The 25,799-nt window shown below is 71.7% G+C and carries 25 protein-coding genes and 1 pseudogene; 11 read left to right on the top strand and 15 right to left on the bottom strand.

Translation table 11 applies throughout. The features are described 5' to 3' along the window. Positions 1 to 38: 38 nt before the first annotated feature. Positions 39 to 1,655, top strand: coding sequence for a PucR family transcriptional regulator (locus OG928_RS27555; RefSeq protein WP_406288537.1), 1,617 nt, complete (start codon positions 39 to 41; stop codon positions 1,653 to 1,655). 94 nt (positions 1,656 to 1,749) lie between these two features. On the opposite strand, the gene OG928_RS27550 is transcribed toward OG928_RS27555, so the two are convergent. The 9 genes from OG928_RS27550 to OG928_RS27510 all read right to left on the bottom strand — a co-directional run bounded on the left by OG928_RS27550 (position 1,750) and on the right by OG928_RS27510 (position 12,673). After that, complete coding sequence (locus OG928_RS27550) at positions 1,750 to 1,959, bottom strand: CsbD family protein (protein WP_406288535.1); 210 nt, start codon at positions 1,957 to 1,959, stop codon at positions 1,750 to 1,752. 115 nt (positions 1,960 to 2,074) lie between these two features. Continuing rightward, entirely contained in the window at positions 2,075 to 3,487 is a 1,413-nt protein-coding gene (locus tag OG928_RS27545; RefSeq protein WP_406288533.1) for a family 2B encapsulin nanocompartment shell protein, read from the bottom strand. Positions 3,488 to 3,774: 287 nt separating this feature from the next. Beyond that, positions 3,775 to 5,229 carry a catalase gene (locus OG928_RS27540; RefSeq protein ID WP_406288531.1) on the bottom strand — a complete coding sequence of 485 codons (1,455 nt, stop codon included), beginning with the start codon at positions 5,227 to 5,229 and terminating at the stop codon, positions 3,775 to 3,777. Positions 5,230 to 5,309: 80 nt separating this feature from the next. After that, a complete protein-coding gene (gene alc, locus OG928_RS27535; protein ID WP_406288529.1) occupies positions 5,310 to 6,350 on the bottom strand; it encodes an allantoicase in 1,041 nt (346 codons plus the stop codon). A gap of 101 nt (positions 6,351 to 6,451) precedes the next feature. Continuing rightward, positions 6,452 to 7,792, bottom strand: a complete 1,341-nt coding sequence (allB, locus tag OG928_RS27530) for an allantoinase AllB (protein ID WP_406288527.1) — start codon at positions 7,790 to 7,792, stop codon at positions 6,452 to 6,454. Next, a complete protein-coding gene (locus OG928_RS27525; RefSeq protein ID WP_406288525.1) occupies positions 7,789 to 8,910 on the bottom strand; it encodes a glycerate kinase in 1,122 nt (373 codons plus the stop codon). Before OG928_RS27525 ends, allB begins: the two co-directional genes overlap by 4 nt. A 276-nt stretch (positions 8,911 to 9,186) precedes the next feature. Further along, positions 9,187 to 10,908, bottom strand: coding sequence for a glyoxylate carboligase (gcl, locus tag OG928_RS27520; RefSeq protein ID WP_406288522.1), 1,722 nt, complete (start codon positions 10,906 to 10,908; stop codon positions 9,187 to 9,189). Beyond that, positions 10,908 to 11,834 carry a 2-hydroxy-3-oxopropionate reductase gene (locus tag OG928_RS27515; RefSeq protein WP_406288519.1) on the bottom strand — a complete coding sequence of 309 codons (927 nt, stop codon included), beginning with the start codon at positions 11,832 to 11,834 and terminating at the stop codon, positions 10,908 to 10,910. The genes gcl and OG928_RS27515 overlap by 1 nt, the downstream gene beginning before the upstream one ends. After that, the gene (locus tag OG928_RS27510) at positions 11,831 to 12,673 is read right to left on the bottom strand and encodes a TIM barrel protein (protein ID WP_406288517.1); all 843 of its coding nucleotides are present in this window, start codon (positions 12,671 to 12,673) and stop codon (positions 11,831 to 11,833) included. The genes OG928_RS27515 and OG928_RS27510 overlap by 4 nt, the downstream gene beginning before the upstream one ends. Before the next feature lie 224 nt (positions 12,674 to 12,897). Here OG928_RS27510 and OG928_RS27505 point away from each other — a divergent pair, with 224 nt between their 5' ends. The 6 genes from OG928_RS27505 (at position 12,898) to OG928_RS27480 (ending at position 17,063) form a co-directional block, all read left to right on the top strand. Next, on the top strand, positions 12,898 to 13,185 hold the full coding sequence (locus OG928_RS27505) for a thiamine-binding protein (protein ID WP_406288515.1): 288 nt from the start codon (positions 12,898 to 12,900) through the stop codon (positions 13,183 to 13,185). Next, positions 13,182 to 13,544, top strand: coding sequence for a helix-turn-helix domain-containing protein (locus tag OG928_RS27500; protein WP_406288512.1), 363 nt, complete (start codon positions 13,182 to 13,184; stop codon positions 13,542 to 13,544). Before OG928_RS27505 ends, OG928_RS27500 begins: the two co-directional genes overlap by 4 nt. Before the next feature lie 233 nt (positions 13,545 to 13,777). Then, a complete protein-coding gene (gene uraD, locus OG928_RS27495; protein ID WP_406288509.1) occupies positions 13,778 to 14,275 on the top strand; it encodes a 2-oxo-4-hydroxy-4-carboxy-5-ureidoimidazoline decarboxylase in 498 nt (165 codons plus the stop codon). Continuing rightward, complete coding sequence (uraH, locus tag OG928_RS27490) at positions 14,272 to 14,613, top strand: hydroxyisourate hydrolase (protein WP_406288508.1); 342 nt, start codon at positions 14,272 to 14,274, stop codon at positions 14,611 to 14,613. Before uraD ends, uraH begins: the two co-directional genes overlap by 4 nt. Before the next feature lie 5 nt (positions 14,614 to 14,618). Continuing rightward, entirely contained in the window at positions 14,619 to 15,533 is a 915-nt protein-coding gene (gene pucL, locus OG928_RS27485; RefSeq protein ID WP_406288506.1) for a factor-independent urate hydroxylase, read from the top strand. A gap of 135 nt (positions 15,534 to 15,668) precedes the next feature. Further along, a complete protein-coding gene (locus tag OG928_RS27480; RefSeq protein ID WP_406288503.1) occupies positions 15,669 to 17,063 on the top strand; it encodes an 8-oxoguanine deaminase in 1,395 nt (464 codons plus the stop codon). A gap of 108 nt (positions 17,064 to 17,171) precedes the next feature. On the opposite strand, the pseudogene OG928_RS27475 reads toward OG928_RS27480, so the two are convergent. The 4 genes and pseudogenes from OG928_RS27475 to aceB form a co-directional block, all read right to left on the bottom strand. Then, positions 17,172 to 17,861 (bottom strand): annotated as a pseudogene (locus tag OG928_RS27475) (LysR substrate-binding domain-containing protein); the annotation flags it as partial. Next, positions 17,858 to 18,232 carry a hypothetical protein gene (locus OG928_RS27470; protein ID WP_406288500.1) on the bottom strand — a complete coding sequence of 125 codons (375 nt, stop codon included), beginning with the start codon at positions 18,230 to 18,232 and terminating at the stop codon, positions 17,858 to 17,860. The pseudogene OG928_RS27475 and the gene OG928_RS27470, both read right to left, overlap by 4 nt. Before the next feature lie 108 nt (positions 18,233 to 18,340). Further along, positions 18,341 to 18,730, bottom strand: a complete 390-nt coding sequence (locus OG928_RS27465; RefSeq protein ID WP_406288498.1) for a gamma-glutamylcyclotransferase — start codon at positions 18,728 to 18,730, stop codon at positions 18,341 to 18,343. Between the two features lie 170 nt (positions 18,731 to 18,900). Further along, a complete protein-coding gene (aceB, locus tag OG928_RS27460; RefSeq protein WP_406288497.1) occupies positions 18,901 to 20,520 on the bottom strand; it encodes a malate synthase A in 1,620 nt (539 codons plus the stop codon). A gap of 175 nt (positions 20,521 to 20,695) precedes the next feature. On the opposite strand from aceB, the gene OG928_RS27455 reads away from it, so the two are divergent. From OG928_RS27455 to OG928_RS27445, 3 genes are all read left to right on the top strand, one after another. Beyond that, positions 20,696 to 21,499 (top strand): IclR family transcriptional regulator, encoded by an 804-nt coding sequence (locus OG928_RS27455; RefSeq protein WP_406288494.1) that lies wholly within the window; start codon positions 20,696 to 20,698, stop codon positions 21,497 to 21,499. A 184-nt stretch (positions 21,500 to 21,683) separates the two neighbouring features. Then, positions 21,684 to 22,691, top strand: coding sequence for a GTP 3',8-cyclase MoaA (gene moaA, locus OG928_RS27450; protein ID WP_406288492.1), 1,008 nt, complete (start codon positions 21,684 to 21,686; stop codon positions 22,689 to 22,691). 3 nt (positions 22,692 to 22,694) lie between these two features. Next, positions 22,695 to 23,129, top strand: coding sequence for a molybdenum cofactor biosynthesis protein MoaE (locus OG928_RS27445; RefSeq protein WP_406288489.1), 435 nt, complete (start codon positions 22,695 to 22,697; stop codon positions 23,127 to 23,129). A gap of 1 nt (position 23,130) precedes the next feature. On the opposite strand, the gene OG928_RS27440 is transcribed toward OG928_RS27445, so the two are convergent. Further along, positions 23,131 to 24,348, bottom strand: a complete 1,218-nt coding sequence (locus tag OG928_RS27440) for a TetR/AcrR family transcriptional regulator (protein ID WP_406288486.1) — start codon at positions 24,346 to 24,348, stop codon at positions 23,131 to 23,133. Positions 24,349 to 24,459: 111 nt separating this feature from the next. Here OG928_RS27440 and OG928_RS27435 point away from each other — a divergent pair, with 111 nt between their 5' ends. Continuing rightward, the gene (locus OG928_RS27435; RefSeq protein ID WP_406288484.1) at positions 24,460 to 25,239 is read left to right on the top strand and encodes an SDR family NAD(P)-dependent oxidoreductase; all 780 of its coding nucleotides are present in this window, start codon (positions 24,460 to 24,462) and stop codon (positions 25,237 to 25,239) included. Between the two features lie 177 nt (positions 25,240 to 25,416). Here the strand turns inward: OG928_RS27435 and OG928_RS27430 are convergent, their stop codons facing one another. Further along, positions 25,417 to 25,596 carry a hypothetical protein gene (locus tag OG928_RS27430; protein ID WP_406288483.1) on the bottom strand — a complete coding sequence of 60 codons (180 nt, stop codon included), beginning with the start codon at positions 25,594 to 25,596 and terminating at the stop codon, positions 25,417 to 25,419. Between the last annotated feature and the right edge of the window lie 203 nt (positions 25,597 to 25,799).

The raw sequence follows: 25,799 nt of genomic DNA, 5'->3' as shown, positions 1-25,799 counted from the left end.
CCGGGCCGGTGCACTGCTCGATCGAGAGGGGGCCGTCGATGCGATTGCGCGCGCTTCTCGGCGATGGAATAACCGGTAGCGGAATATCGGGCATTCGACTGTTGGTGGGCGAGGGGGAGCTCGATCGCACGGTGCGGGCGGTGATGACCACCGACCTGCACGACCCCAGCCGCTACCTCACCGCCGGTGCCCTCGTGCTCACCGGCATGGGCTGGCGCTCGGGCCCGGAGGACTCCGATCGCTTCGTCCGGGTGCTGACCAAGGGCGGCGCCACGGCGCTGGCCGCCGGGCAGGCCGAGATCGGGGACATTCCCCCCGATCTGGTCACCGCGTGTGAACGGCACCATCTGCCGCTGTTCGCGGTCGAGGAGGAACTGTCCTTCGCGCACCTGACCGAGTTCGTGGTCCGGCGGATCTCCGCCGAGCGGGCCACCGACCTGACCGCGGTGGTCGACCGGCACCGGCGCCTGGTCCAGGCCGCCGCCGGCGGGGCCGGACTGGACGGGGTGCTCGGCCTGGTCGCGGCCGACATCGACATCCACTGCTGGGTGCTCTCGCTGACCGGTCGCCAGGCCGCGGCGGGCGGGCCCGATCTCCCGCCGGGGCTGCGCGTCAAGATGGCCCGCGCGCACCTCGGCGCCCGCGAGCGCAAGGCCCGGGTGCCGTTCCGCTACCGCGTGGACGGGCGCTCGTTCTCGCTGCTGCCGGTGTCCGAGGCGGGCGGGTCGGTCGACCCGGACGCGTGGGGCGACTGGTTCCTGGCGGTCGAGGACGACGTCACCGACTGGCCCGACCGGCACCAGGCGCTGCTCGGCGAGCTGGTCCGGCTGGTGTCGGTGGGGCGCGACCGGGTCGAGGACCAGCGCCGACGCACCCGGCGGCTGTCCGAGGACGTGCTGAACCTGCTGGCGTCCGGCGCCGACCCGGTCGAGGTGGCCGCGCGGCTTCGGGTGGCCGAGGAGGGGGCCGGCGGGACCCGCTGGCAGTTCGCCACGGCCGCGCTGCCGGACCTGCCCTCGGGCGACGCGCAGCGGCTGGCCCGGGTCCTGCTCGAGGAGGCGTTGGCGGATCAGCCCATCCCGGCCCTGGTGTCCGCGACCGGGCCCGGCGCGGTCGCGCTGATCCCGTGCGAGGGCCCGGGCGACCCGGACGGCACCGAGCCGGACCCCACCACGCGCCTGCTGCGCGAGCGGCTGGCCGCGTTCGACGGCCCGACGGCGGGCGGCGTGCGCGTGCACATCGGCGTGAGCGCGCGGGTGGCCCGTGCCGACGGTCTGCGCGGCGCGCTGGAGGAGGCGTGGCACGCGGGCCGGATCGCGGGCACCAGGAGCGGGCGGGTCGAGGTGGTCGGGCACGCCGAGCTGGCCTCCCACGTCGCGCTGCTCGCGGCCGTGCCCGAGGACGTCCGCCGTGCCTTCCGCGGCCGGCTCCTGGAGCCGCTGCGCGCGTACGACGAGAGCCATCAGGCCGACCTGGTCACCACGCTGGAGGTCTTCCTCGACTGCGACGGATCGTGGACGCGCTGCGCGGCCCGGTTGCACGTGCACGTCAATACGCTGCGCTACAGGATCGGCCGCATCGAGGAGCTGACGGGGCGTCAACTGGCCCGCCTGGAAGACAAGGTGGACTTCTTTCTGGCCCTCAGACTGCGCTGACCGGCCGGGCGATTTCGGAAATTCCCCGCCGGCGATCACACAGCCGCGCGGCCCCCGTTCGAAAACGGGAGCCGCACGGACACGTCGCGTGTGATCAGTCGCGCTTGGAGGCGCCCTTGATCTTGTTGATCGCCTCGGTGGCCTTGTCCTTGGCCTCGTCGGCGACCTCCCGGGCCTTCGCGGCGCCCTGCTGCTCCTGGCCTTCCGCGCGCAGGTCCTCGTCGCCGGTCACGTCGCCGACCTTCTCCTTGGCCCGGCCGGTGGCTTTCTCGGCCTTGTTGCGGATGTTGTCGTCGGTGCCCATGGTTCGAGCCTCCTGTCGCTGCGACCGCGCGCGTCGGGTGATCGCGCGATCTCCAGCCGGGCCTATTACCGCCGACGACCCCTTTGACACACTTTCGTGACTTTCGTGACCTTCCTCACCGGGCCCGGGAGATCTCGACGTTCTCCAGGACGCCCAACGCGTCGGGCACCAGGACCGCTGCCGAGTAGTAGGCGGTGACCAGATACGAGATCAGCGCCTGCTCGTTGATGCCCATGAAGCGCACCGAGAGGCCCGGCTGGTATTCGTCCGGCAGGCCGGTCTGGTGCAGGCCGACGACGCCCTGATCGTCCTCACCCGTACGCAGCACCAGGATCGAGCTCGTGCGCGCGTCGGAGATCGGGATCTTGTTGCACGGGAAGATCGGCACGCCGCGCCAGGACGGCACCTGGTTGCCCGCGACGTCGACCGTGCCCGGGTACAGGCCCAAGCGGCTGCACTCGCGGCCGAACGCGGCGATCGTGCGCGGATGGGCCAGGAACATCCTGGAGCCGCGCCGGCGGCTGAGCAGCTCGTCCATGTCGTCGGGCGTCGGCGGGCCCGCCTGGGCCTGGATCCGCTGGTCGTAGTCCGCGTTGTGCAGCAGCCCGAACTCGCGGTTGTTGATCAGCTCGTGTTCCTGCCGCTCGCGCAGCGCCTCGATGGTCAGTCGCAGCTGTTGCTCGATCTGGTCCATCGGCTGGTTGTACAGGTCGGCGACCCGGCTGTGCACCCGCAGCACCGTCTGCGCCGCGCTCAACTCGTACTCGCGCGGCTTGAGTTCGTAGTCCACGAAGCTGCCCGGCAGCACCGCCTCGCCGTGGTGGCCGGCGGACATCGGGATCTCCGCCTCGCCTTTGGCGTTCTGCGGCCGGCTGCTGCCCTGCGCGTACTCCGCGAGGTGCGCACGCAACGCGTCGGCGTGCACTCCGTCGAATGCCTCTCTGGGCATCTCCAGGACGATCACCGCGGTGGCCGCGGTGGCCGTGTACTCCCACGCCGACGCCTCGTCGACGAGCATCCGCTCACCGAAGTGGTCACCGTCGCCCAGCAGTCCGAGCGTCGTCCGGTCGCCGTAGGGGCCCTCGCCGAACTTGCTGATCTTGCCGTGCACGACCAGGAAGACCCGGTCGTTCGGCGCCCCCGCCTGCGCGAGGGTCTCCCCTGCGGCGAACTCGCGCCGGACGAAGCGGTCCGCGAGCGCGCGCAGCACCTCTTCGTCCTCGAACCCGCGCAGCGGGGCCAACTCCCCCAACTCCGCCGGGATCACCCGAACCTCGGCGCCGGTCTGCACGAACTGCACGCGTCCGTCGCCCACCCGGTAGCTCAGCCGTCGGTTGACCCGGTAGGTGCCACCGGACACCTGGACCCACGGCAGCATCTTCAGCAGCCAACGCGACGTGATGTCCTGCATCTGCGGGACGGTCTTGGTGGTCGTCGCGAGGTTTCGCGCCGCCGCCGTCGCGAGACTCGACCGAGCCTGCGTGTCCTGAGCTTCGCTTTCGGTCCCCACCCCAGCATCGATCGACAACGATTCCGCCTCCCCTTGGATGAACCGGCCTTCGCGGTCAATCGTCACGGGTCCGAGGGCTGCCCGCCATTCCCCGATCGAGTGAGACTGGAGGGACGCGGGAGGGGCAAGTAGCTACGGAGGTCTGTGAGGTCGGGGGGGGTGAGGCACCCCGCGGGAGGGGGCCAAACGGCCGAACGCGCGCTTCGACATCCGCGGACGTCGAAGCGCGCGCCGGCCCCGACCCGATCGGGCTTCGGGAGGTTCTCGGGCGAGTTCGGGCCGTCCCGGACGGCGCGGCCCGGCTGTCAGGCGTCCCGGATCGCCGAGACCGCCTTCGCCACGCGGTCCCCGTACTCCGGGTCCGCGGCGTGGAAGTGCCGCACCATGCGGTCCACGATGTCGTCGCGGGTGACCTGGCCCAGGCTGCCCGCGATGTTCTCCACCAGCCGCGCCCGCTCCTCGCCGGACATCAGCCGGTACAACCGGCCCGCCTGGAAGAAGTCGTCGTCCTTCGGGTGCGCCGGCGCCTCGTGCGTGCCGGTGTGTCCACTCACCACGAGCGGGGCGAACAGCGGCTCGCCGCTCTGGAGCGGGCCGCCGAAGCTGTTCGGCTCGTAGTTCCTGGCCCGCCCGCCGACGTTGCTCGACATCGCGCCGTCGCGGCCGTGGTTGTTCGCCGTCGTCGCCTTGGGCGCGTTCACCGCGAGCTGCGTGTGGTTGACGCCCAGCCGGTAGCGGTGCGCGTCGGCGTACGCGAACAGCCGTCCCTGGAGCATCTTGTCGGGGCTCGGCCCGATCCCCGGCACGAAGTTGTTCGGGCTGAACGCGGCCTGCTCGACGTCGGCGAAGACGTTCTCCGGGTTGCGGTCGAGGGTGAGCCGACCGACCTTGATCAGCGGGTAGTCCGCGTGCGGCCACACCTTCGTGAGGTCGAACGGGTTGAACCGGTAGCGCGGCGCCTCCGCGGCGGGCATCACCTGGACGTGCAGCGTCCACGACGGGAACACCCCGCGATCGATCGCCTGGTGCAGGTCGCGCTGGTGCGAATCCGGGTCCTCGCCCGCGAGTTCGGCGCCCTCGGTGCCGGTGAGGCAGCGCACCCCCTGGTTGGTCCTGAAGTGGTACTTGACCCAGAACACCTCGCCCTCGGCGTTGACCCACTGGTAGGTGTGCGAGCCGAAGCCGTTCATGTGCCGGTAGGAGGCGGGGATGCCGCGGTCGCCGAACAGCCAGGTGATCTGGTGCGTCGCCTCGGGCGAGTGCGACCAGAAGTCCCACACGTTCTCGGGCTCGGTGACGCCCGTGTACGGGTCGCGCTTTTGCGAGTGGATGAAGTCCGGGAACTTCAGCGGGTCCTTGATGAAGAACACCGGGGTGTTGTTGCCGACGAGGTCGTAGTTGCCCTCCTCGGTGTAGAACTTCAGCGCGAAGCCGCGCGGGTCGCGCACCGCGTCGCCGGCACCGAGGTTGCCCGCGACCGTGGAGAAGCGCTGGAACACCTCGGTCCGACGGCCCACCGCGCCCAGGAAGTGCGCCCGTGTGTAACGGGTGACGTCCTCGGTGACCTCGAACACGCCGTACGCGCCCGAACCGCGCGCGTGCACGACGCGCTCCGGGATCCGTTCGCGATTGAACCGGGCCAGCTTCTCGATCAGGTACTGGTCCTGGATCAGCAGCGGACCGCCGGCCCCGGCCGCCGCGCTGTTCTGGTTGTCGGAGACCGGCGCACCGGCCTCCGTCGTCAGTATCGGCTTGCTCATAACGGAGTTGACTCCCTGTCAGCTAATCCGGCCAGGCCTGCGACGGGATCCGGCCGGATCCCGTCGGCTCCTCGACTCGGCTATCCGGCGGTGTTGAAGCGGTTTCGAAGGGCGGTCAGGCCCGACTCGGTCAGCCGGCCCGGGAGCCGCAGGCGGGCGATCCCGCCGTCCGGGAAGACCTCGATCCGCACGTGCGTGACGGGCGGTGCGTCGGCGAGCCGGAAGCGGTGCCGGGTGTCCGGCTGCACCCGCGTGCGCGGCAGGAGTTCGAACCACGCGTCCGGGTCCGCCGTCGCGTCGCTGCCGACCAGCGCGACCCAACCCGGCGCGTTCCCCAGGTAGTTGTCGATGTCGATCTCGGCGGCCAGGACCTCGGCCTGCCCGACCAGGCGCACCCGCACCCAGTCGTTGCCGTCGTCGCGCCGCCGCCGGGTCTCCCAGCCCTCGCCCATCACCCGCGAGCGGCCGGGCGCGTTCAGGTTGTGCGGCGAGGAGAAGTAGCGGTCGCTGGCGGCCTCGGCCACCGCGCCGTACTCCTGCGCCGCGAGGTCGACGGTGAGCCCCGCGAGCCAGGCCGGGTCGGGTACGGCCTCGCCGTACACGCGCAGGCGGGCGACCCCGCCGTCGGGGAAGATGTTCAGCCGCACGTGCGTGAAGCGCTGCTCGGTCGACACCGCGAACGGGTGCGCCGTGTCGCCCTTGAGGTCGGTGCGCGCGACGATCGTGGTCCACTCGACCGCCGGGTCGAGCAACTCCTCGACCGACGGGACACCGGGCACGGAGGCGGCCTCGACCGAGCCGGTCGGCGGGTAGTTGCCGGTGAAGAACGCGGTGTCGACCACGACGCCGCGGATCACGCCGGGCACGCCGAGTCGGACGATCGCCCAGTCGTGCGCGTCCGGTTCGGGGTGCGGCCGCTCGGCGGAGTCGCCGCGCCGCCGGCGGGTCTCCCAGCCGTCCATGATCTGGCCCTTGGGGCCGAACGTGTGCGGCGCGAAGGTCGGCGCCTCGGCCTTGAGCAGGTTCTCCTTCTCGGCGAACCACTCGTCGTTGGCCGCGACCACACCCGCGCCGAGGGCGCGAGCGGCGAGGTTGACGTATTCGGTGAAATCGGTGGTCATGCGTGGATCTCCTTGTGGTGAGCGGGAATCGGCGACGACTCAGCGACAAGGACGGGAAGGGGGGCCGTGGCCGCGTCGGCGGCGCATGCGGGCGGTGAGCACTAGGCGGTCTCCGTCCGGTCGAGCAGGCGCCCGCGCGGGCTGCCGTGCACGTCCACGGGCGCGCCCGCGAGCCAGGTCGTGCGGACCTCGCCGGTGAGCGCGCGGCCGGCGTACGGGGTGACCGGGTTGCGGTGGTGCAGCCCCGTCGGGTCCACGGTGAACACCGCGTCCGGGTCGAACGCGACCAGGTCGGCGTCGTATCCGGGCGCGATCGCGCCCTTGCGGGCCAGGCCGACCAGCCGCGCCGGGCCGGCCGACATCAGCGCGACCACGTCGGCGAGCGCGAATCCGCGGGCGCGGGCCTCGGTCCAGACGGTGGACAGGCCCAGTTGCAGCGAGGCGATGCCGCCCCACGCGGCCGCGAAGTCGCCGACGTCCAGCCGCTTGAGGTCCGCGGTACACGGCGAGTGGTCGGACACCACGGCGGCGAAGGAGCCCGCCTCGATGCCGCGCCACAGCCGGTCGCGGTTGTCCTCGGAGCGGATCGGCGGACAACACTTGAACGCCGTGTCGCCCTCCGGCACGCCCTCGGCCACCAGCGTCAGGTAGTGCGGGCAGGTCTCCGCGGTCACCGCGATCCCGTCCGCGCGCGCGGCGTCGAGCAGCGGCAGCACCTCGGCCGAGGACACGTGCAGGACGTGCACGCGCGCGCCGGTGCGCTTGGCGGTGTCCAGGAGCTGCTCGACCGCGACCGTCTCGGCCGCGTCCGGGCGGGACGCGAGGAAGTCCGCGTACACCCGCCCGGCCTGCTGCGGCGCGGCGTCCAGGACGTTCGGCGCCTCGGCGTGAATGATCGCCAGGGCGCCGATCCGGGCCTGTTCGGTCAGTGCCCGCTCCAGTTCGGTCGCGTCCACGTGCGGGAACTCGTCGATGCCGGACGGCGCCAGGAAGCTCTTGAACCCGTACACGCCGGCCCGGTGCATCGGCTCCAGGTCGCCGGTGTTGCCCGGGATCGCGCCGCCCCAGAAGCCCACGTCCACGTACACCCGCCCGCGCGCGACCTCCTGCTTGGCCCGCAACGCGTCCACCGTCACGGTCGCCGGGATCGAGTTCAGCGGCATGTCGATCAGCGTCGTGACGCCGCCCGCGGCGGCCGCTCGGGTCGCGCTGGTGAAGCCCTCCCACGCGGTGCGGCCGGGCTCGTTGATGTGAACGTGGGTGTCCACCAGGCCGGGCAGCAGGGCGAGTTCGCCCAGGTCCTCGACGGGCACGCCGGCGGCGCTCCCGTAGGGCAGCACGTCCGCGATCCGGTCGCCGGCCAGGACCACGTCGGCGGGGCGCTCCCCGTCCGGCGTGAACACCCGGCGCGAGCGCAGCACGAGCGTGGGGGCATGGGTCACGATGCGTCCTCCGAGTCTCCGGTGAGCAGGTCCCGGGCCAACCGCTCCCCCGCGACCTCGGCGAGTTCGCCCGCGCGGGTCATGCTGTCCGCACCGAGGTCCTCCAGCGCGTATGCCGCCACGATGCCGGCCGCGTCGAGCTGAACCCCGCTCAGCTCGACGCGGCCGCACACCACCGCCACGGGTACACCCCGTTCCCGGGCGGCCGCCGCCACCCCCGCGGGCGCTTTGCCGTGCAGGGTCTGTCGGTCCAGGCTGCCCTCTCCCGTCACCACGAGCCGCGCGCCGTCCAGCAGTTCGTCGAAACCGAGGAGTTCCAGCAGAAGTCCGATGCCGGGCCGGATGGTCGCCCCGAGCAGCGCGAGCGCGCCGAACCCGGCGCCCCCGGCCGCGCCCGCACCCGGTACGTCGGCGACGTCCGGCGCGACCACCTCGGCCCAGCGCGCGAGTGCCGCGTCGAGCACGCGCACGTCGTCGTGCGTCGCGCCCTTCTGCGGCCCGTACACCTCCGCGGCCCCCTTCGGGCCGAGCAGCGGGTTGTCCACGTCGGACGCGATCACCACCTCGACACCGGCCAGGCGCGCCGCCAGGTCGCCCGGTTCGATCCGGTCGAGCCGGTTCAGCGCGGCCCCGCCCCGCGGCAGGTCGTGCCCCGCCGCGTCGAGCAGCCGCACGCCCAGCGCCCGGGCCATCCCCGAGCCGCCGTCCGTGGACGCGCTGCCGCCGAGCCCGAGCACGATCCGGGTGCAGCCCAGTTCGAGCGCGCGGGCGATCAGTTCGCCCACCCCGGTGGTGTCGGCCGTCAGCGGCGCCGGCCCCTCCGGCAGCAGCGCGAGCCCGGACGCCTCGGCCAGTTCGACCACGGCGGTGTGCCCGCGCACCGCGAGCGCCGCGTCCACGGGCCGACCGGTCGGGCCCGTGACCCGGGCCGGAATCCGCGCGAAACCGGCCGCCACCGCCGCGTCCACGGTGCCCTCGCCGCCGTCGGCGATCGGCAGCACGCGCACGTCCGCGTCCGGGAACACGCGCCGGATCCCGGCACCGATCCGGGCCGCGGCCTCCACGGCGGTCAGGGTCCCCTTGAACTTGTCGGGGGCCAGGACGACCACTGGTCCCATGCGCGTTCTCCTTCGGTCCAAGGGGCGTGGGCGGAGCTTCGGCGGTACCGGGCCCGCCGATCGAGCACCGTGCCGAGGCACAGTCAACTACGTGGATGCCGATCTCGGGGAGACCGACAGGGGTGGAAGCCGCCCGGTGACGCGGGCGCGACACCAGGGATGGGATCAGCGTCACCGGGCGGGATCGTGGGAGCGGGGCAGGCCCTGGGAGACGGTCCGGATGACCCGGCACGCCCCGCTCCGGTCTGTGCGGGCGCGGTTCGCACGGCCCGCCGGCTACGGCACCGGGACCGGCTCGAACTCCTTGACCGCGTCGATCGCGGGCCCGTGCGGCGTGTTGGCCTCGCGCTCGATCATGATCTCCACGAGGACGGGCCGCGACGTGCGCTGCGCCTCCTTGCGGGCCCATTCGAGCGTGGACCGGATGTCGTCGGGCTCGACGACACGCTTGCCCGAGCAGCCGTACGCCTCCATCAGTTTGACGTTGTCCGTACCGAACTCGTCGTAGTGGATGTCCACCTGGAAGTTCATGTCGTACGGGATCGACGCCTGGCGGATCAGGCCCAGGTACTCGTTGTTGATCATGATGATCACGAACGGCACGTTGTACTGCGCCGCGACCGCGAGTTCCTCGACCAGGTATTGGAAGCCGTAGTCGCCGACGATGCCGACCACCTCGGCGTTCGGGTCGCTGTGCTTGAGCGCCTTCTTGACCCCGATGGCCGCCGGGATCTCCCAGCCGAGCGGGCCGGCCTGGCCGCAGACCTGGTAGTGGCGGGGCTTGTACGCCTTCTGGTGCTGGCCGCCCCAGATCTGGTAGAGGCCGATCGCGGTGACGAAGTAGGTGTCCGCGTCGAAGACCTCGTTGATCTCCTTGTACACGCGCGGCGCCTTGATCGGCACGGTGTCGAAGTCCTCGCGCCGGGTCAGCGTCGCGCGCAGCTCCTGGATCCGCGCGACCCACTCGCCCGCCTCGCGGCGGATGCCGCGGGCCTTCGCGGTGGCCAGGATCGCCTGGAGGAAGTGCCGGGTGTCCGAGACGATGCCCAGGTCCGGCTCGAAGACCTTGCCGATCTGGGTCGGCTCGATGTCCACGTGGATGAACTTGCGGGTGCCGCGGTACACGTCGAGCGTGCCGGTGTGCCGGTCGCCGAAGCGCGCGCCGAGCGCGAGCACCAGGTCGGACTCCAGGAACGACGCGTTGCCGTAGCGCTGCGAGGTCTGCACGCCGGTCATGCCGCTGTACAGCGCGTGGTTCTCGTCGATCGAGCCCTTGCCCATGAGGGTGACCTGCACCGGGATCTGGAGCAGTTCGGCGAGTTCGACGAGTTCCTCGTGCGCCTCGCCGATGATCACGCCGCCGCCGGAGAGCAGCAGCGGGCGCTCGGCGGCCAGCAGCAGCTCCAGGGCCGCGTCCACCCGCGGCTGGTGCGGGAACACCTCGTTGACCGGCAGCGGGGCGTCCACCTCGGAGTCCCACCAGATCTCCTGCTTCTGGACGTCCAGCGGCAGGTCGATCAGGACCGGGCCGGGCCGGCCCGAGCGGGCCAGGCGGAACGCCTCACGGAAGATCCAGGGGGCCTGCGCGGCCTCCTTGACCTGCACGGACCACTTGGTCACCGGCTTGGAGATCTCGACGATGTCGACCGCCTGGAACGCCTCCTGGTGCAGCTTGCTGGAGACGGCCTGGCCGGTGACGCAGACGATCGGGATCGAGTCGGCGAGGGCGGTGTACAGGCCGGTGATCATGTTGGTGCCGGCCGGACCGGACGTGCCGATCGCGACGCCGACACCGCCGTTCGTGCGCGCCCAGCCGTCGGCCATGTGGGTCGCGCCCTCTTCGTGACGGACGATCAGGTGCTCGATGCCGCCGACGTCCTCCATGGCCTGGTACAGCGGGAGGATCGCCGCGCCGGGGCAGCCGAACGCGGTGTCGACGCCTTCGGACCTGAGCACCTCCACGACGGCGTTCATGACCGGAACTCGACGGGGTGCCATCAGTTGTCTCCCTGCTTCGAACTACTGTCCTGGGGGCCGCCGTTGAGCCGTTCGAGGCCGAGCAGCAGGCCGGAGTGGTCGAGACCGCCGCCGCCCTGGGCCCGCAGCGACGCGACCAGCTGGGCGGTGAGGCCGGCGAGCGGCAGCACGAGGTCGAACTCGCGGGCCGACTCGGTGACGATGCCCATGTCCTTGTGGTGCAGGTCGATCCGGAACCCGGGCTTGAAGTCGCGGTCGCGCATGACCCGGCCCTTGCGGTCCATGACCGTGCTGCCGGCGAGACCGCCGGCGAGGACCGTCAGGCCCGCCTCGGTGTCCACGCCCGCGCGCTCCAGGAACAGCAGTGCCTCGGCGACGAGTTGGATGTTGCCCGCGACGATCAGCTGGTTCGCGGCCTTGACGGTCTGGCCGGCGCCGTGCGGGCCGACGTGCACGATCGTCTTGCCCAGCGCCTCGAACAGCGGCAGCGCGGCGGCGAAGTCGGCCGCCTCGCCGCCGACCATGATCGACAGCACCGCCTCGATCGCGCCGGCCTCGCCACCGCTCACCGGCGCGTCCAGGACGCGCAGCTTGTGCTCGGCGCCGGCCTGGGCGACCGCGATCGACGTGCTGGGCTTGATCGAGCTCATGTCGATCACGAGCGTGCCGGGCTTGACGCTGCCCAGCACGCCGCCGTCGCCGTACATGACCTTCTCGACGTGCGGGTCGGCCGGGACCATCGTGATCACGACGTCCGCGTCGCGCACGGCCTCGTGGACACTCTCGGCGCCCTTGCCGCCGGCCGCGATCAGCCGGTCGACGGCGGCGCGTTCCAGGTTGAACCCGGTGACCTCGTGGCCGGCCGCGACCAGGTGCGCGGCCATCGGCCCGCCCATGATGCCGAGGCCGATGAAGCCGATCTTCTTGACGGTGACTGCGCCGGTCATCCGGCCCCTCCCTTGGTGCCACGCAGCGCGCGCGGGAGCCAGCCGAAGCTGTCCGCGCTCGCGCCGACGGGCTTGTACTCGAGACCGACGCGCCCGGTGTAACCGGCGGCGACGAGTCGGCGGAACAGGTCTTCGAAGTCCAGCTCGCCGGTACCGGGTTGCCCCCGTCCGGGGGTGTCGGCGATCTGCACGTGGCCGAACCTGTCGGCGTACGTGTCGATCACGGCGGGCAGGTCCTCGCCGTTGCGGGCGAGGTGGTACAGGTCGCACAGGAAGGTCGCGTTGCCGAGGCCGGTCTCGGCGTTGACCTTGTCCGCGACGGCCACGGCACCGGCCGCGGTCACCAGCGGATAGCGCGGGTTCTCGGGCGTGTTGAGCGCCTCGATCAGCACGATCGCGCCGATCCGGTCGGCGGCGGCAGCGGCCGCCGCCAGGTTCTCCAGCGCGAGTTCGTCCTGGGCGCGCGGGTCCACGCCGTCCTCCCGGTTGCCGTACAGCGCGTTCAGCGCGCGGCAGCCCAGGCTCTCGGCGAAGCCCGTCGCGACGTCGATGTTGGCGCGAAAGCGCGCCGACTCGCTCGGCCTGGACAACAGGCCGCGGTCGCCGCCGGGCATGTGGCCGGCGTCGAAGTTGAGGCCGACCAGGTCGACACCGGCGTCCCGAATCGCTCGGGCGAGCGCGTCCAGTTCGGAGTCGGCGGGCGTCGGGCCCTCGAAGGGCCACCAAAGCTCGATCCCCGTGAAGCCGGCCGCGGCGGCGGCGGCCGGTCGTTCGAGGAGCGGCAGTTCGGTGAAGAGGATCGAGAGATTGATGTCGAAGCGCAGAGCGTCAGCGCTCACGTGACCACCTCTTCCACGTCGGTTCCACAATGCGGAAGTAAGATTCTGCTCACCGGAATCATGCCACGTCGCTTCAACAGTTTGTCAAGGGCCGAGGATGACGGCAGTCTGACCGGCGTCGGCGCTGCCGGCTAGGGCCCGGCGCCGGCGAGCCGTGGCGACCGGGGTCGGCGACCGGGCGCGGGCTCGGGGCCGGGCGCTAGGGTTCGGGCGTGCGATTGCGGATGGAATTCTCGACAGAGCCGTTCGACCTGGACGGCGTACCGCCCCACGCCCTGGAGGCGCGGCGGGTCATCGACGAAGCGGGCCTCGACGTCGAGGTCGGCCCGTTCGGCACGACCGCGGAGGGCGAGGCGGAGACCGTGCTGACGGCATTGGACCGAGTCTTCCGCGGCGCGCTCGGCGTCGGCGCGTCCCGGATCTCGGTCCAGGTCACGACCGTGCCGGAGCCCCCGGCCGACCGCGAGGCGGGCGCCGAGACCGGCCTCGACACCCCGGGAACCGCCACATGAGCCCCGCCGAACACCCCCTGGCCGCGGCGATCAAACCACTCGTGGCCGCGATGGGCGCGACGTTCGTCCCCGTCGACCGGACCGAGCCCGACGACGTCACCCTGGAGTGGGAGGGCGAACCGGTCGTCGCCGTCCGCCTCCCCGGCCTGGGCACCGCCCTGGACCGCCTCCTGGGCGACGCCGAACGCACCTACGGCCCGCTGGCCGACCTGGACCGCGAAGACAAACAACGCGTCGTCCGCACCCTGGAGCAACGCGGCGCCTTCACCATCCGCCACGGCGTCGAAACCGTCGCCGCCGCCCTGGGCGTAAGCCGCTTCACCGTCTACAACTACCTCAACCGCGAATCCCGCCCCTGACCCGGATGCGCGGACGTCGGCACAGGGCGTCACGCGGAACCGGTGGGCCATCCGTCGCCTTGGTGCGTTTCCGGAAGGTCGGCTGTCGTTCGTTGCGTTGATCGACTTCAACAAACTGTTGACGCCGGCGATTCGGAGCGCTTAGCGTTCCGGGCATCGCCGCATCGGGGTACCCGCTCGGGTGCGGCGTTTACCTCTGGATGGGTGCGCCCTCCGAGCGAGGAGGTCCTGACATGTCATCAGCGCCAGGACTCGACAGGCTCAACGATGCGTCCGCCGACGAGGCGATCCGACTGCTCGGTGAGGTCTGCGCGAGTCGCGCCTGGATCGGCGCGGTGGTCGCCGCCCGTCCCTACGGCGACCCGGACAAGCTCTACACGAACTCCGACGAGGCGATCGCGGCCCTGACCGCCGACGATCTCCAGGAGGCCATCGACGGCCACGCCGTGATCGGCCGCCCGCGTCACGACGACCCGCAGTCGGCGCGCGAACAGTCGGGGGTCCACCACGCGGGTGACGTCGTGTTGGCCGACCTGCGGGCCGGGAACATCGCGTACGAGAACCGGTTCGGACGGGTCTTCCTGATCTGCGCGAGCGGTCGCAGCGCGGTGGAGATGCTCGCCGAACTGCACGACCGACTCGACAACGACCCGGCGACCGAGTGGGAGGTCACCCGTGAGGAGTTGCGGAAGATCAACCGCCTGCGCCTCGAAGGGCTGATCTCCGCGTGATCTCCACCCACATCCTCGACACGAGCGAGGGCCGGCCGGCGACGGATGTCCCGGTCGAGTTGTCCCGGCGCGAGGCCGACGGGACGTGGACCGTCCTCGGCGCGTCCGCGACGAACGCCGACGGCCGCTGCCCCGACCTGCCGCCGCTCGGCGACGGGCCGGACGCCGGCCCGGTCGACGTACGCCTCGTCTTCGACATCGCCGCGTACCGCCGCGCCCGCGGCGAGACGCCGTTCTTCCCGGAGGTCCAGGTGGTCTTCACCGCGGACCCCGGCACGCATTACCACGTACCGCTCTTGCTCAACCCGTACGGATACTCCGTTTATCGAGGGAGCTGACAGGCATGCCGATGGTGCTCGGCCAGAACCAGTACGGAAAGGCGGAGACCCGCGTCGTCCGGGTCCGCCGCGACACCGAACGGCACGAGGTCAAGGACCTCAACGTCAGCGTCGCACTGTCGGGGGACCTCTCCGACACCCACATCACCGGCGGCAACGAGAACGTCCTGCCGACGGACACGATGAAGAACACCGTGTTCGCCTTCGCGCAGGAGCACGGCATCGACTCGGCCGAGGCCTACGGGGTGCGCCTGGCCCGGCACTTCGTCGAGTCGCAGCCCTCGATCACCCGGGCCCGGATCCGAATCGAGGAATACCCCTGGAACCGGATCACCGCCGCCGAATCGCGCAACCGGTTCGTCGGCGCGGACGAGATCCAGCACTCGTTCGTCCGGGACGGTGGCGAGACCCGGACCAGCGAGATCGTCTGGGAGCACGGCCGCGTGCAGGTGATCTCCGGACTCAAGGACCTGGTCGTGATGAACACGACGTCGTCCGAGTTCTGGGGCTACATCAAGGACCGGTACACCACACTCCCGGAGGCGTACGACCGGATCCTCGCCACCCAGGTCACCGCCCGCTGGCGGTTCGGCTTCGACGCGAGCGACGAGGGCGCCGAGCCGAATTGGGAGCGCTCGTACGCCCAGGTGCGCCGGCACCTGTTGGAGGCGTTCTCCGAGACCTACTCCTACTCGCTCCAGCAGACCCTGTACGCGATGGCGAACCGGGTACTGACGAATCGCCACGAGGTGGACGAGGTTCGGCTGTCGCTGCCGAACAAGCACAACTTCCTGGTCGACATGGAGCAGATCGGCATCAAGAATGACAAGGAGGTGTACTACGCCGCCGATCGGCCGTACGGTTTGATCGAGGGCACGGTGCACCGTGAGGGTGTCACTCCACTGATTCCCGTGGACTGACGCCTTTCGTCATGTGCTGACGAACGGCGCACACCCCCGGAGGATTCTCGATCCGCCGTCCCGCCTCCGGGGCCCTCGCGCAGGACCAGACGGCGGTACGTTCGTACGTTGGACCGCTGCCGCAAAGGGACTGCCATGTCAGTTGATAGCTCAGCAGTTGATACCTCAGCCGATTCCGGGCGCATCGTCATCGAGAACTGCGCGATCGCGACCGTCGACGCGCGGGACACCGAGTACGACTTCGGCCACGTAGTCGTCGCGGGCAACCGCATCGAATCGGTCGGCGCCGGGGCGGCCCCGGCCGGGCTCGAGCACGTCGCCCGTCGGATCGACGGGACGGGCCACCTGGTCACACCGGGTCTGGTCAACACGCACCACCACTTCTACCAGTGGATCACGCGCGGCCTCGCGCAGGAGTGCAACCTCTTCGACTGGCTCGTGACGCTGTACCCCACCTGGGCCAGGATCGACGACGAGATGTGTTACGCCGCGGCCCAGGGTTCGGCGGCGGCGCTGCTGCGCTCGGGCTGTACCACCTCGACCGACCACGCGTACGTGTTCCCCAAGGACGGCGGCGACATCCTGGGCGCGGAGATCCGCGCGCTGGCCGAGTTGGGGATGCGCTTCCAGCCGACCCGCGGCTCGATGGACCTGGGCCGGTCGCAGGGCGGACTGCCGCCGGACGCGTGCGTCGAGGACACCGACGCGGCGCTGGCCGCGACCGCCGAGGCGATCGACCGCTGGCACGACGCGTCCTTCGACTCCATGGTGCGGGTCACCGCGGCGCCCTGCTCGCCGTTCTCGGTGTCGCCCGAACTGCTGCGCGGTGCGGCCGAGTTGGCGCGCGCGAAGGGTGTCCGGCTGCACACCCACGGCTCGGAGACGGTGGAGGAGGAAGCCTTCTGCCACGAGAAGTTCGGCATGGGGCCCACCGACTACATGGAGAGCCTGGGCTGGCTGGGCGACGACGTCTGGATGGCGCACTGCGTGCACATGAGCGACTCGGACATCGCGAAGTTCGCGGCCACGGGTACGGGTGTCGCGCACTGCCCGTCCTCCAACGCGCGGCTCGCGGCGGGCATCGCGCGTGTGCCGGACATGGTGGCCGCGGGCGTCCCGGTGGGCTTGGGCGTCGACGGCACCGCCTCGAACGAGTCGGGCGAGCTGGGTACGGAACTGCGCAACGCGCTGCTGATCGCCCGCCTGCGCGGCGGCCCGGCGGCGATGACGGCCCGCCAGTCGCTGCGCCTGGGCACGATGGGCGGCGCGAAGGTGCTGGGCCGCGAGCGCGAGATCGGCTCGCTCGAACCGGGCAAGCTCGCCGACCTGGCGATGTGGCGGGTGGACGGCGTCCTGCACGCGGGCATCGCCGACCCGGTCGCAGCCCTGGTCCTCGGCGCGGCGGCCCCGCTGACCCTGCTCCTCGTCGACGGCCGCGAGGTCGTCGAACAGGGCCACCTGTCCCGAGTCGACGAAGACCGAATCGCCCGCAACGTAAGCCGAGCGGCATCCCGCCTGCGCAACAAGTAGCCCTGCCCGAACACTGTCCGACGCGCCGTCACGTGACCGGGTCCGCTTGGGAATCCGATCGCGTGACGGCGCGCTCCGCGCCGGTCCGCCGTGGATCGCCCCGCCGCGTCAGCGAGTCGCCGCGTCGCGTAGCGCGTCGAGGAGGCTGCGTAGGGCGGGTTGGGTGAGGGAGGGTTCCCGGAGGGCGGCGAAGATGGCGCGGGAGGGTTCCGGGTTGCGGACCTTGCGGACGGCGACGGCGGGGTGTGGGGTTCCCTGGCCCAGGCCGAGTCCCAGGCCCAGGCTCGGGATCAGGCCGATGCCGAGGCCGGCGGCGACGAAGCCCTGTGCCGTGGCGTAGTCCTCGGTCTCCACCACGAAGTTCGGGGTGAAGCCGGCGGCGGCACACGCGTCGAGGACGGCGTCCAGGCACGGGCCCGGTGGTCCGTGGCTGCCCACCCACGGTTCGTCGGCGAGGTCGGTCAGGTCGAGCACCCGCTTCGCGGCGAGCCGGTGGCCCTTGGGCAGCACCGCACGGTACGGATCGTCCAGCAGGTGCACGAGCCGGACGCCCTCGCGGATCGGGTCGCGCGGCCGGACCACGATGGCCAGATCGGCGCGGCCCTGCTTCACCTCCGGCAGCGGGTCCTCGGGGTCGACCAGCTTGAGATCGACCTGTACGCCCGGGTGTTCGCGGCGCAGCCGGGCCAGCGCGGGCGCCACCAGGCCGGAAATCCTGCAAACCGGATGCCGGACGCCGAACGCAGATCCGACACGGCAGCGAACGCGACGCGTGGCACCCGGTCGGACACGCCCTAGTCCGTGCCGTCCGGCGGGAGCGGTCGGTCGAGGGTCGATGACGCCTTGGCGATCAGGGCCATCGGTACCGTCGCGCACTGCGTGGCCGAGGCCACCGTCAGGGTCCGGACGCCGGTCCGCGCCGCGATGTCGAGCAGGCGCGGCGCGTCGCACAGGTACGGCTGCGCGTGCGGGACGTCGCGGGCGCACGTGGCCTCGTCGACGAAGGCGGGCAGCCACGGCAGGCCGTCCTGGCCGCGGATGAAGACCACCGACTCGGTGTCGTCGATCGGGATGACCACACCGGACTCGACGATCGCGGCGAGAAGGTCGGCGGGCTCGGCGTCGGGGCCGTCGAGCAGGGCGGCCAGGGTCGGGTTCGCGGCAGTCATGACGTGATCATAGGGGCCGCGATTGTCCCGGATTCGGACCCGCTGCCCGGGAACCCGAAGGGCGGGCCCGACACCTCGTCGGACCCGCCCGCGGCACATCGGGGGCGGCTACGCCTCGCGGCCCAGCGTCTTGAGGTAGGCGCGCCAACCGCCGAACTCGGTGATCTCCTTGTGCCGGCCCGACTCCAGCTCGCCGCGGCGCAGGATCATCGAGAAGCAGGCCGAGCCGTCCTCCAGCTTGATGATGCCGAACTCCAGCTCCGGCGGCTCGGTCGGCAGCAGGTTGTCGCGCAGCACCTCGTCGGGGACCTCGTACACCTCGCCCTCGATCCGTATCTCGCTCGACGGATCGGGCAGCAGGCCCGGGCAGCGGTCGCCGATCGAGAAGAAGCGGTGCCCCGGGGCCGTGCGGGTCCGAGCGACCAGCGGCGCGCCCTTCAGGTGGTGGTGGAACGGGCCACCCTCCATCGCCTGGCCGTTGAGGAACATGCGTGCCATGTGGTGTCTCCTGTTCGAGGCTTGCGACGTACCGCGAGGTGTACCGCGAGGCTTTCCGCGCGCTGCGAGAATGTGCGGAACGACCGGGCCCGCCCGATTGGACGCGCCCCACGACCGCCGGGGTGGGCCCGGCCGTTCCGCGTATGTGGGGGATGTGCGAACGGCTCGACTCAGTCGAGGAGTTCGTATCCCGGCAGGGTGAGGAAGTCGACGAACTCGTCGGCGAGGGCGACCTTCAGGAACAGGTCGCGCGCGTCCGTCCAACGGCCGGACTCGAAGCCGTTGTCGCCCAACTCCTCGCGCAGTGCCCCCAGTTCCTCGACGACCAGGCGGCGGACCAGGTCCGCGGTCACCTTCTCGCCGGTATCCGCGAGCACGACGCCGTTGTTGATCCACTGCCACACTTGGGAGCGTGAGATCTCGGCCGTCGCGACGTCCTCCATCAGGCCGAACACGCCGACCGCGCCGTAGCCGCGCAGCCACGCCTCGATGTAGCGCAGCCCGACGCCGACCGCGCCGTGCAGACCCGCGCCGGTCGGCGAGCCGCCCGCGGACGCGACGTCCAGGAGCTGATCCGCCGTCACCTCGACGTCCTCACGCGTGCGATCGAGCTGGTTGGGCCGATCGCCTAGCACCGCGTCGAACGCCTCGCGGCAGACCGGGACCAGGTCCGGGTGGGCCACCCACGAACCGTCGAAGCCGTCGCCCGCCTCGCGGTCCTTGTCGTCGCGGACCTTCGCGAGCGCCGCCGCGTTGGCCGCCGCGTCGCGTCGGGACGGGATGACCGCGGCCATCCCGCCTATGGCGTGCGCGCCGCGCCGGTGACACGTGCGTACCAGGAGTTCGGTGTACGCCCGCATGAACGGCGCGGTCATCGTGACCGCGTTCCGGTCCGGCAGCACGAACGCGTCGCCCGCGTCGCGGAAGTTCTTGACGATGCTGAACAGGTAGTCCCAGCGGCCCGCGTTCAGGCCGGACGCGTGCTCGCGCAGCTCGTACAGGATCTCGTCCATCTCGAACGCGGCCGTGACCGTCTCGATCAGGACCGTCGCCCGGATCGTCCCGCGCGGGATGTCGAGCAGGTCCTGCGCGTGCCGGAACACGTCGTTCCACAGCTGCGCCTCGAGGTGGCTCTCGATCTTCGGCAGATAGAAGTACGGGCCGAGACCACGATCGAGCAGCCGTGCCGCGTTGTGGAAGAAGTACAGCCCGAAGTCCACCAGCGCACCGGCCGCCGGCACCCCGTCGACCAGGATGTGCCGCTCGTCCAGGTGCCACCCGCGCGGGCGCATCACGACGGTGGCCAGTTCCTCGTCCGGGCGCAGCTTGTACGTCTTGCCCTCGGCGGTGGCGAAGTCGATCCGTCGGTCGTACGCGTCGATCAGGTTGAGCTGGTGCGCGACGACGTTTTGCCACGTGGGCGCCGAAGCGTCCTCGAAGTCCGCCAGCCAGACCTTCGCGCCCGAGTTGAGCGCGTTGATCGTCATCTTGCGATCCGCCGGGCCGGTGATCTCGACCCGCCGGTCCCGCAGCGCGGGCGGCGCCTCGGCGACCCGCCAGTCGCCGGCCCGCACGTCCGCGGTCTCGGGAAGGAAGTCGAGCCTGCCCGTGCGGGCGATCTCCGCACGGCGAGCCTGGCGACGGTTCAGCAGGGCGTTGCGACGACCGCCGAACCTCCGCTGCAGACTGGCCACGAAGCGCAGTGCCTCGGTGGTGAGCACCTCGTCCGCCCGCGGCACGGAGCCGCCGGTCGCCGTGCTGTGCTTCACCACAATGGCCGGTGCACTCATGTGACCCTCCTTCGCCGTCGACGTTCAGCCCGTCCGGGCTTTTGTAGAGTGGACATTAGTTTCCGGGAAACGGAAGTTCAACAACTTGTTGAACAAATATTCCGGACACGGGACCGAACGAGGCTGCGCCGGCCGTGGAAGCCGACGCCGTCGAACCCAACGAGAGGATCGTGCGGTGGCCGCACTCGACTCAGGTAGCAACCCCACGAGCGGCGGCGTCCAGTCCTTGGAGCGCGCGTTCGACCTCCTCGAGCTGCTCGCCGACGCCGGCGGGGTCCTGACGCTCAGCGAACTCGCCGCGCGTTCCGGATTGCCCATGCCCACAATCCACCGTCTCGTACGCACGTTGGTGGCACTCGGTTATCTGCGCCAGGACGCGTCCCGGCGCTACACGCTCGGCCCGCGCCTGATCCGACTCGGTGAGACCGCCGGTCGGCTGCTCGGCAGTTGGGCGCGACCGTACCTGGCCGAACTCATGGAGGCCACCGGCGAGACCGCGAATCTCGCGGTCCTGGAGGCCGGCGAGGTGGTGTACGTCGGCCAGGTGCCCAGCCGGCACTCGATGCGGATGTTCACCGAGGTCGGCCGGCGCGTCCAGCCGCACTGCACCGCCGTCGGCAAGGTCCTGCTCGCCCAGCTGCCCGAGGCCGACGCCGCGCGCGTGCTCGGTGGCCGCCCGCTCGCCGCGCACACCGAGCACACCCTCACCGACCCGGCCGCGCTGCTCGCGCAGTTCCCGGTGATCAAGGCGCAGGGCTACGCGATCGACGACCAGGAGCAGGAGCTGGGCGTGCGCTGCGTCGCCGTCGTGGTGCCGGGCGCGCCGACCGCGACCGCCCTGTCGGTGTCCGGGCCCGAGGGCCGGATCCGGGCGATGGAGGAGGGCTGGATGACCGCGAGGATGCAGGAGATCGCCGCCCGCCTGGGCCAACGACTGGGCGGCACCGAGCCCGATCCGACCACGGTGACCGTGAGCTGAGGGCCGGCCGCGAAGCGGCCCGCCCTGCTCCACCCTGCTCCGCCCGGCCCAGCGCGCCTCCACGCGGCTCCGGCACGGGGCGTGCGTTCGGACGATGCCACCATGACCCGCGCGACCCGCGCCCACGGCTCTCGTACGTTCCGCCCGTGGACCGTACGCGGCGCGGACGGCTCTACTGACGGGCATGTCCCACCCCATCCCGATCCCGCTCACCGACCGGTTCGGTCGGGTGCACACCGATCTGCGTGTGTCCCTGACCGACCGGTGCAATCTGCGCTGCACCTACTGCATGCCCGCGGAGGGCCTGCCGTGGCTGCCCGCCGACGACCTGCTCTCGCGCGCGGAGACCACCCGCCTGGTCCGGATCGCGGTGGACCACCTCGGGATCCGGACGGTCCGGCTGACCGGCGGCGAGCCGCTGCTGCGGCCGGACCTGACCGCGTTGATCGCGGACCTGGCGGGCCTGGACCGCGCGCCCGAGCTGTCGCTCACCACGAACGGGATCCGGCTCGCGAGACTGGCCCCCGCGCTCCGCGCCGCGGGCCTTCGCCGGGTCAACGTCAGCCTCGACACGCTGCGGCCGGAGCGGTTCGCGCTGCTGACCCGCCGCGACCGGATCGAGGACGTGTTCGAGGGCCTGCGCGCGGCGCACGCCGCCGGGCTCGCGCCGGTCAAGATCAACGCGGTGCCGGTGCGCGGGGTCAACGACGACGAGATCGTGCCGATGCTCGAATGGGCGATCGAGCACGGCTACCGGCTGCGCTTCATCGAGCAGATGCCGCTGGACGCGCAGGGCGCGTGGGATCGCGACCTGATGGTCACCGCCGACGAGGTGCTGGCGCGCCTGGCCGCGCGATTCACCCTGGTGCCCGTGCCGCGCGAGGGCGCGTCGGCGCCCGCCGAGGAGTGGTACGTCGACGGCACGGCCGCGACCGTCGGCGTGATCGCGAGCGTGACCCGGCCGTTCTGCGGCGCGTGCGATCGGGTCCGGCTCACCGCCGACGGGCAGTTGCGCACCTGCCTGTTCGCCCGCGACGAGTCCGACCTGCGCGCGCTGCTGCGCTCCGACGCGGACGACGCGGCGATCGCGGCGGCCTGGCGGATCGCCCTGCTGGGCAAGGGCGCCGGCCACGGCATCGGCACCCCCGAATTCGTCCGACCGGACCGGCCGATGTCCGCGATCGGAGGCTGAGCCGTGACCTCCCCGGTCGTACGCCTGACCGCCGTCCGCGACACCCCCTTGCGCGTCGACGAGGTGCTCGCCGCCGTCACCCACCCGGCCGCCGGCGGCACGTCCGTGTTCGTCGGGACCGTACGCGACCACGACGCGGGCCGCGGGGTGACCGCGCTGTCCTACTCGGCCCATCCGCAGGCCGCGGAGCGCATGCGCGAGATCGCCGAACGGCTCGCGGCCGACGATCCGCACGTGCTCGCGATCGCCGCGCTGCACCGGGTGGGCGACCTCCTGGTGGGCGACACCGCGATCGCCGTCGCGATCGCCACCGCCCACCGCGCCGAGGCCTTCGCGGCCTGCCGCGAACTGGTCGAACGAATCAAGCACGGGGTGCCGATCTGGAAGCACCAGACCTACACCGACGGCGACCGGGGCTGGGTCGACTGCGACCACTGAGCTACGCGGAGGCGGGTCGCGGCGCCAACCCGAGCACCGCCGACGCGACCGCCTCCAACGTCTGTGCCACGCCCGCCGTGTCCCGCAGTTGCCGGGTCCGCGCGACGTCGTTGATCGCGGTCAGGGCCGCGTGCACCCGGATCCGCGCGACCGCGGCGCCGTACTCCGGGTGCACGGCGCACAGCAGGTGGGTCCACTCCGTCAGGTACTCCAACTGCGCCTGCCGGGCCCGGTGTCGGGCCTGCGTGGGCAGGTGCGACACCTCCGCGAGGAGCAGGCAGACCAGATCGCTGTGCCCGGCCGCGAAGCGGATGTACGACCGCAGCAGTACGCGCAGCGCGGCCGCGTGGTCCTGGGCACCGGCGAGCGCGCGCGTCATGTCCATGAGCAGCCACTCGATGCCCCGGGTCACCGCCGCCGACAACAACTCGGCCTTGCTCTCGAAGTGGTTGTACACGCTGGGGCCCGCGATGCCCGCCGCCGCGCCGATGTCCTCGATGGCCACGCCGGCGTAGCCCTGCTCGGCGAACAACCGTGCGGCGGCGGTCAGCAGCGCCTCGCGCCGGGACCGCAGCACGATGCGGCCGGCCCCGACCGGGCCGGCCGCTAGCGGTCCCACGACCGCCGGCGGCGCGGTGACCGCGGCCCGGCCCAGTTCCACGAGCAGCCGGACGTACTCCGGCCGCGGTAGCTCGACCCGGTGAAAGGACGGACTGAGCAGTACGCCCAGGCCGCACCACGCGAGCAATTCGCACTGCGCGGCGTCGAGTTCCGGCCGGGCGTCCCGGATCAGTCCGGCGACCACGGCCGTGATCGCGCGCACCTCGCGGCGAACCTCGGCCCGTTCCTCCGGCGGCAGCAGCCGGCCCTCGCGCTGCCACAGCACCCCCACCTCGCGATGGTCGAGCGTGACCGCGACGACCGCGCGCAGCACGGTGTCCGGATCGTCGACGTCGCTCCGGGCCAGCGCCTCCCGAACGGGTGCGACACCATCGAGCACGACCTGCATGAGCAGTTGCTGCTTGCTCCGGAAGTGCCGATACAGCGCGGAAGGGCCCATGCCCACCGCCTCCGCGATGTCGCTCATCGCGACGTCGGCGTAGCCCCGGCGGTAGAACAGGTCGGCCGCCGCCAGGAGGATCAACTCGCGGCGATTGTGCGGTCGGGTCCCCCGCGCGGGCGGAACGAGTCCGCCGACCTTGCGCGCCGCAGCCGCCATCGCGTACTTCCTTCCGGGATCCGCCCCTGCGCCCATTGTTCCAGGAGGCCGCACCCGGAGCCGGCCCCGTGCCCGACCGGCGGGCCCGTTCCCCCTTACTACGCTGACCGCATGACGACCTCACTGATCACAGGCGCGACGGCGGGCATCGGTGCCGCGTTCGCCCGGCGACTCGCCCACGAGGGGCACGCCCTCGTCCTGGTGGCCCGCGACGAGAAGCGACTGGCGGAGCACGCCCGCGATCTGCGCGACGAGCACGGCGTGCGGGTGGAGGTGCTGGCCGCCGATCTGTCCCTGGACACGGGGATCGCGGCCGTCGAGGCCCGGCTGGCGGATCGATCCGCGCCGGTGGACGTGCTGATCAACAACGCCGGCTTCGGCAACAGGGGCGGCTTCCTCGACGCGTCGACGGCGGACGAGTTGCGGATGCTCAAGGTGCACTGCGAGGCGGTGCTGCGGCTGACCACCGCCGCGAGCGCGGCGATGCGCGAGCGCGGTCGCGGCTGGATTGTCAACGTCGCGTCGGTCGCGGCCTTCCTGCCGCGCGGCACGTACGGCGCGAGCAAGGCGTGGGTGGTCAGCTTCACCGAGGGCGCGGCGCACGAACTCGCGGGCAGCGGCGTGCGGTTGATGGCGTTGTGCCCGGGCTTCGTGCGGACCGAGTTCCACCTGCGCGCCGGCATGGGCACGTCGAACATCCCGAACTGGATGTGGCTGGACGCCGATCGCGTGGTCGCGGCGGCCGTGCGCGACCTCGCCCTGGGCCGGACGGTGAGCGTGCCGGACATCCGCTACAAGGCGGTCGTGGGCCTCGCGAGGATCACCCCGCGCGCCCTGTTCGGCCGGGTGTCCACGAAGACCGGGCGCACGTACGGCCCGACCCGCCCGTAGGGCGTGTCTTCAGCCGAACCGCGAGCGCGCCGGGGCCGGCCCACGCCGAAGGCCCTGCCGATGCGAGATCGGCAGGGCCTCCAGGCGCGTACCGGGCGGGGCGGTGTGGGACGCACGCCCCTCCCCCGGGCATCCGCGAAGTGTCCGGGCCGGCGTCAGCGGACGCCGACATCTGTCTCAGTGCCGTGAACGGCCCTTCGGGCGGCTGCCCTTGGCACGCCGTTCGGTCTTGGGGGTGCGGGGTTCGTGGGTCGCGGCAGTCTCCGCTGACGGTGCCGGTGCGGAGTGCGCACTCTCGGCCTCGACGAACAACGTGCTCTTGTCCTGCAGGTGCGGTTTCGGCTTCTGCTTGGGCATGGCCATCTCCTCCTACGGAGAACCGATGAGCGGTCACCGACCACTCTCACATCATCCGACACCGTTCGCACTTCGACCATGACACTGTGTAGTCATCACAGGTGGTGGGGTACCTTTTCGGGGCTCCATGACGGCGGAATGCTCCCCGAGGAGCCGAAACCGGACGAACCGAAGCCGGTAAACCCTTTACCTCGTGAGGGCAA

The sequence above is a fragment of the Embleya sp. NBC_00896 genome, assembly GCF_045207785.1.
Classification (GTDB): domain Bacteria; phylum Actinomycetota; class Actinomycetes; order Streptomycetales; family Streptomycetaceae; genus Embleya.
This window is presented reverse-complemented; position numbering and strand designations above follow the sequence as displayed.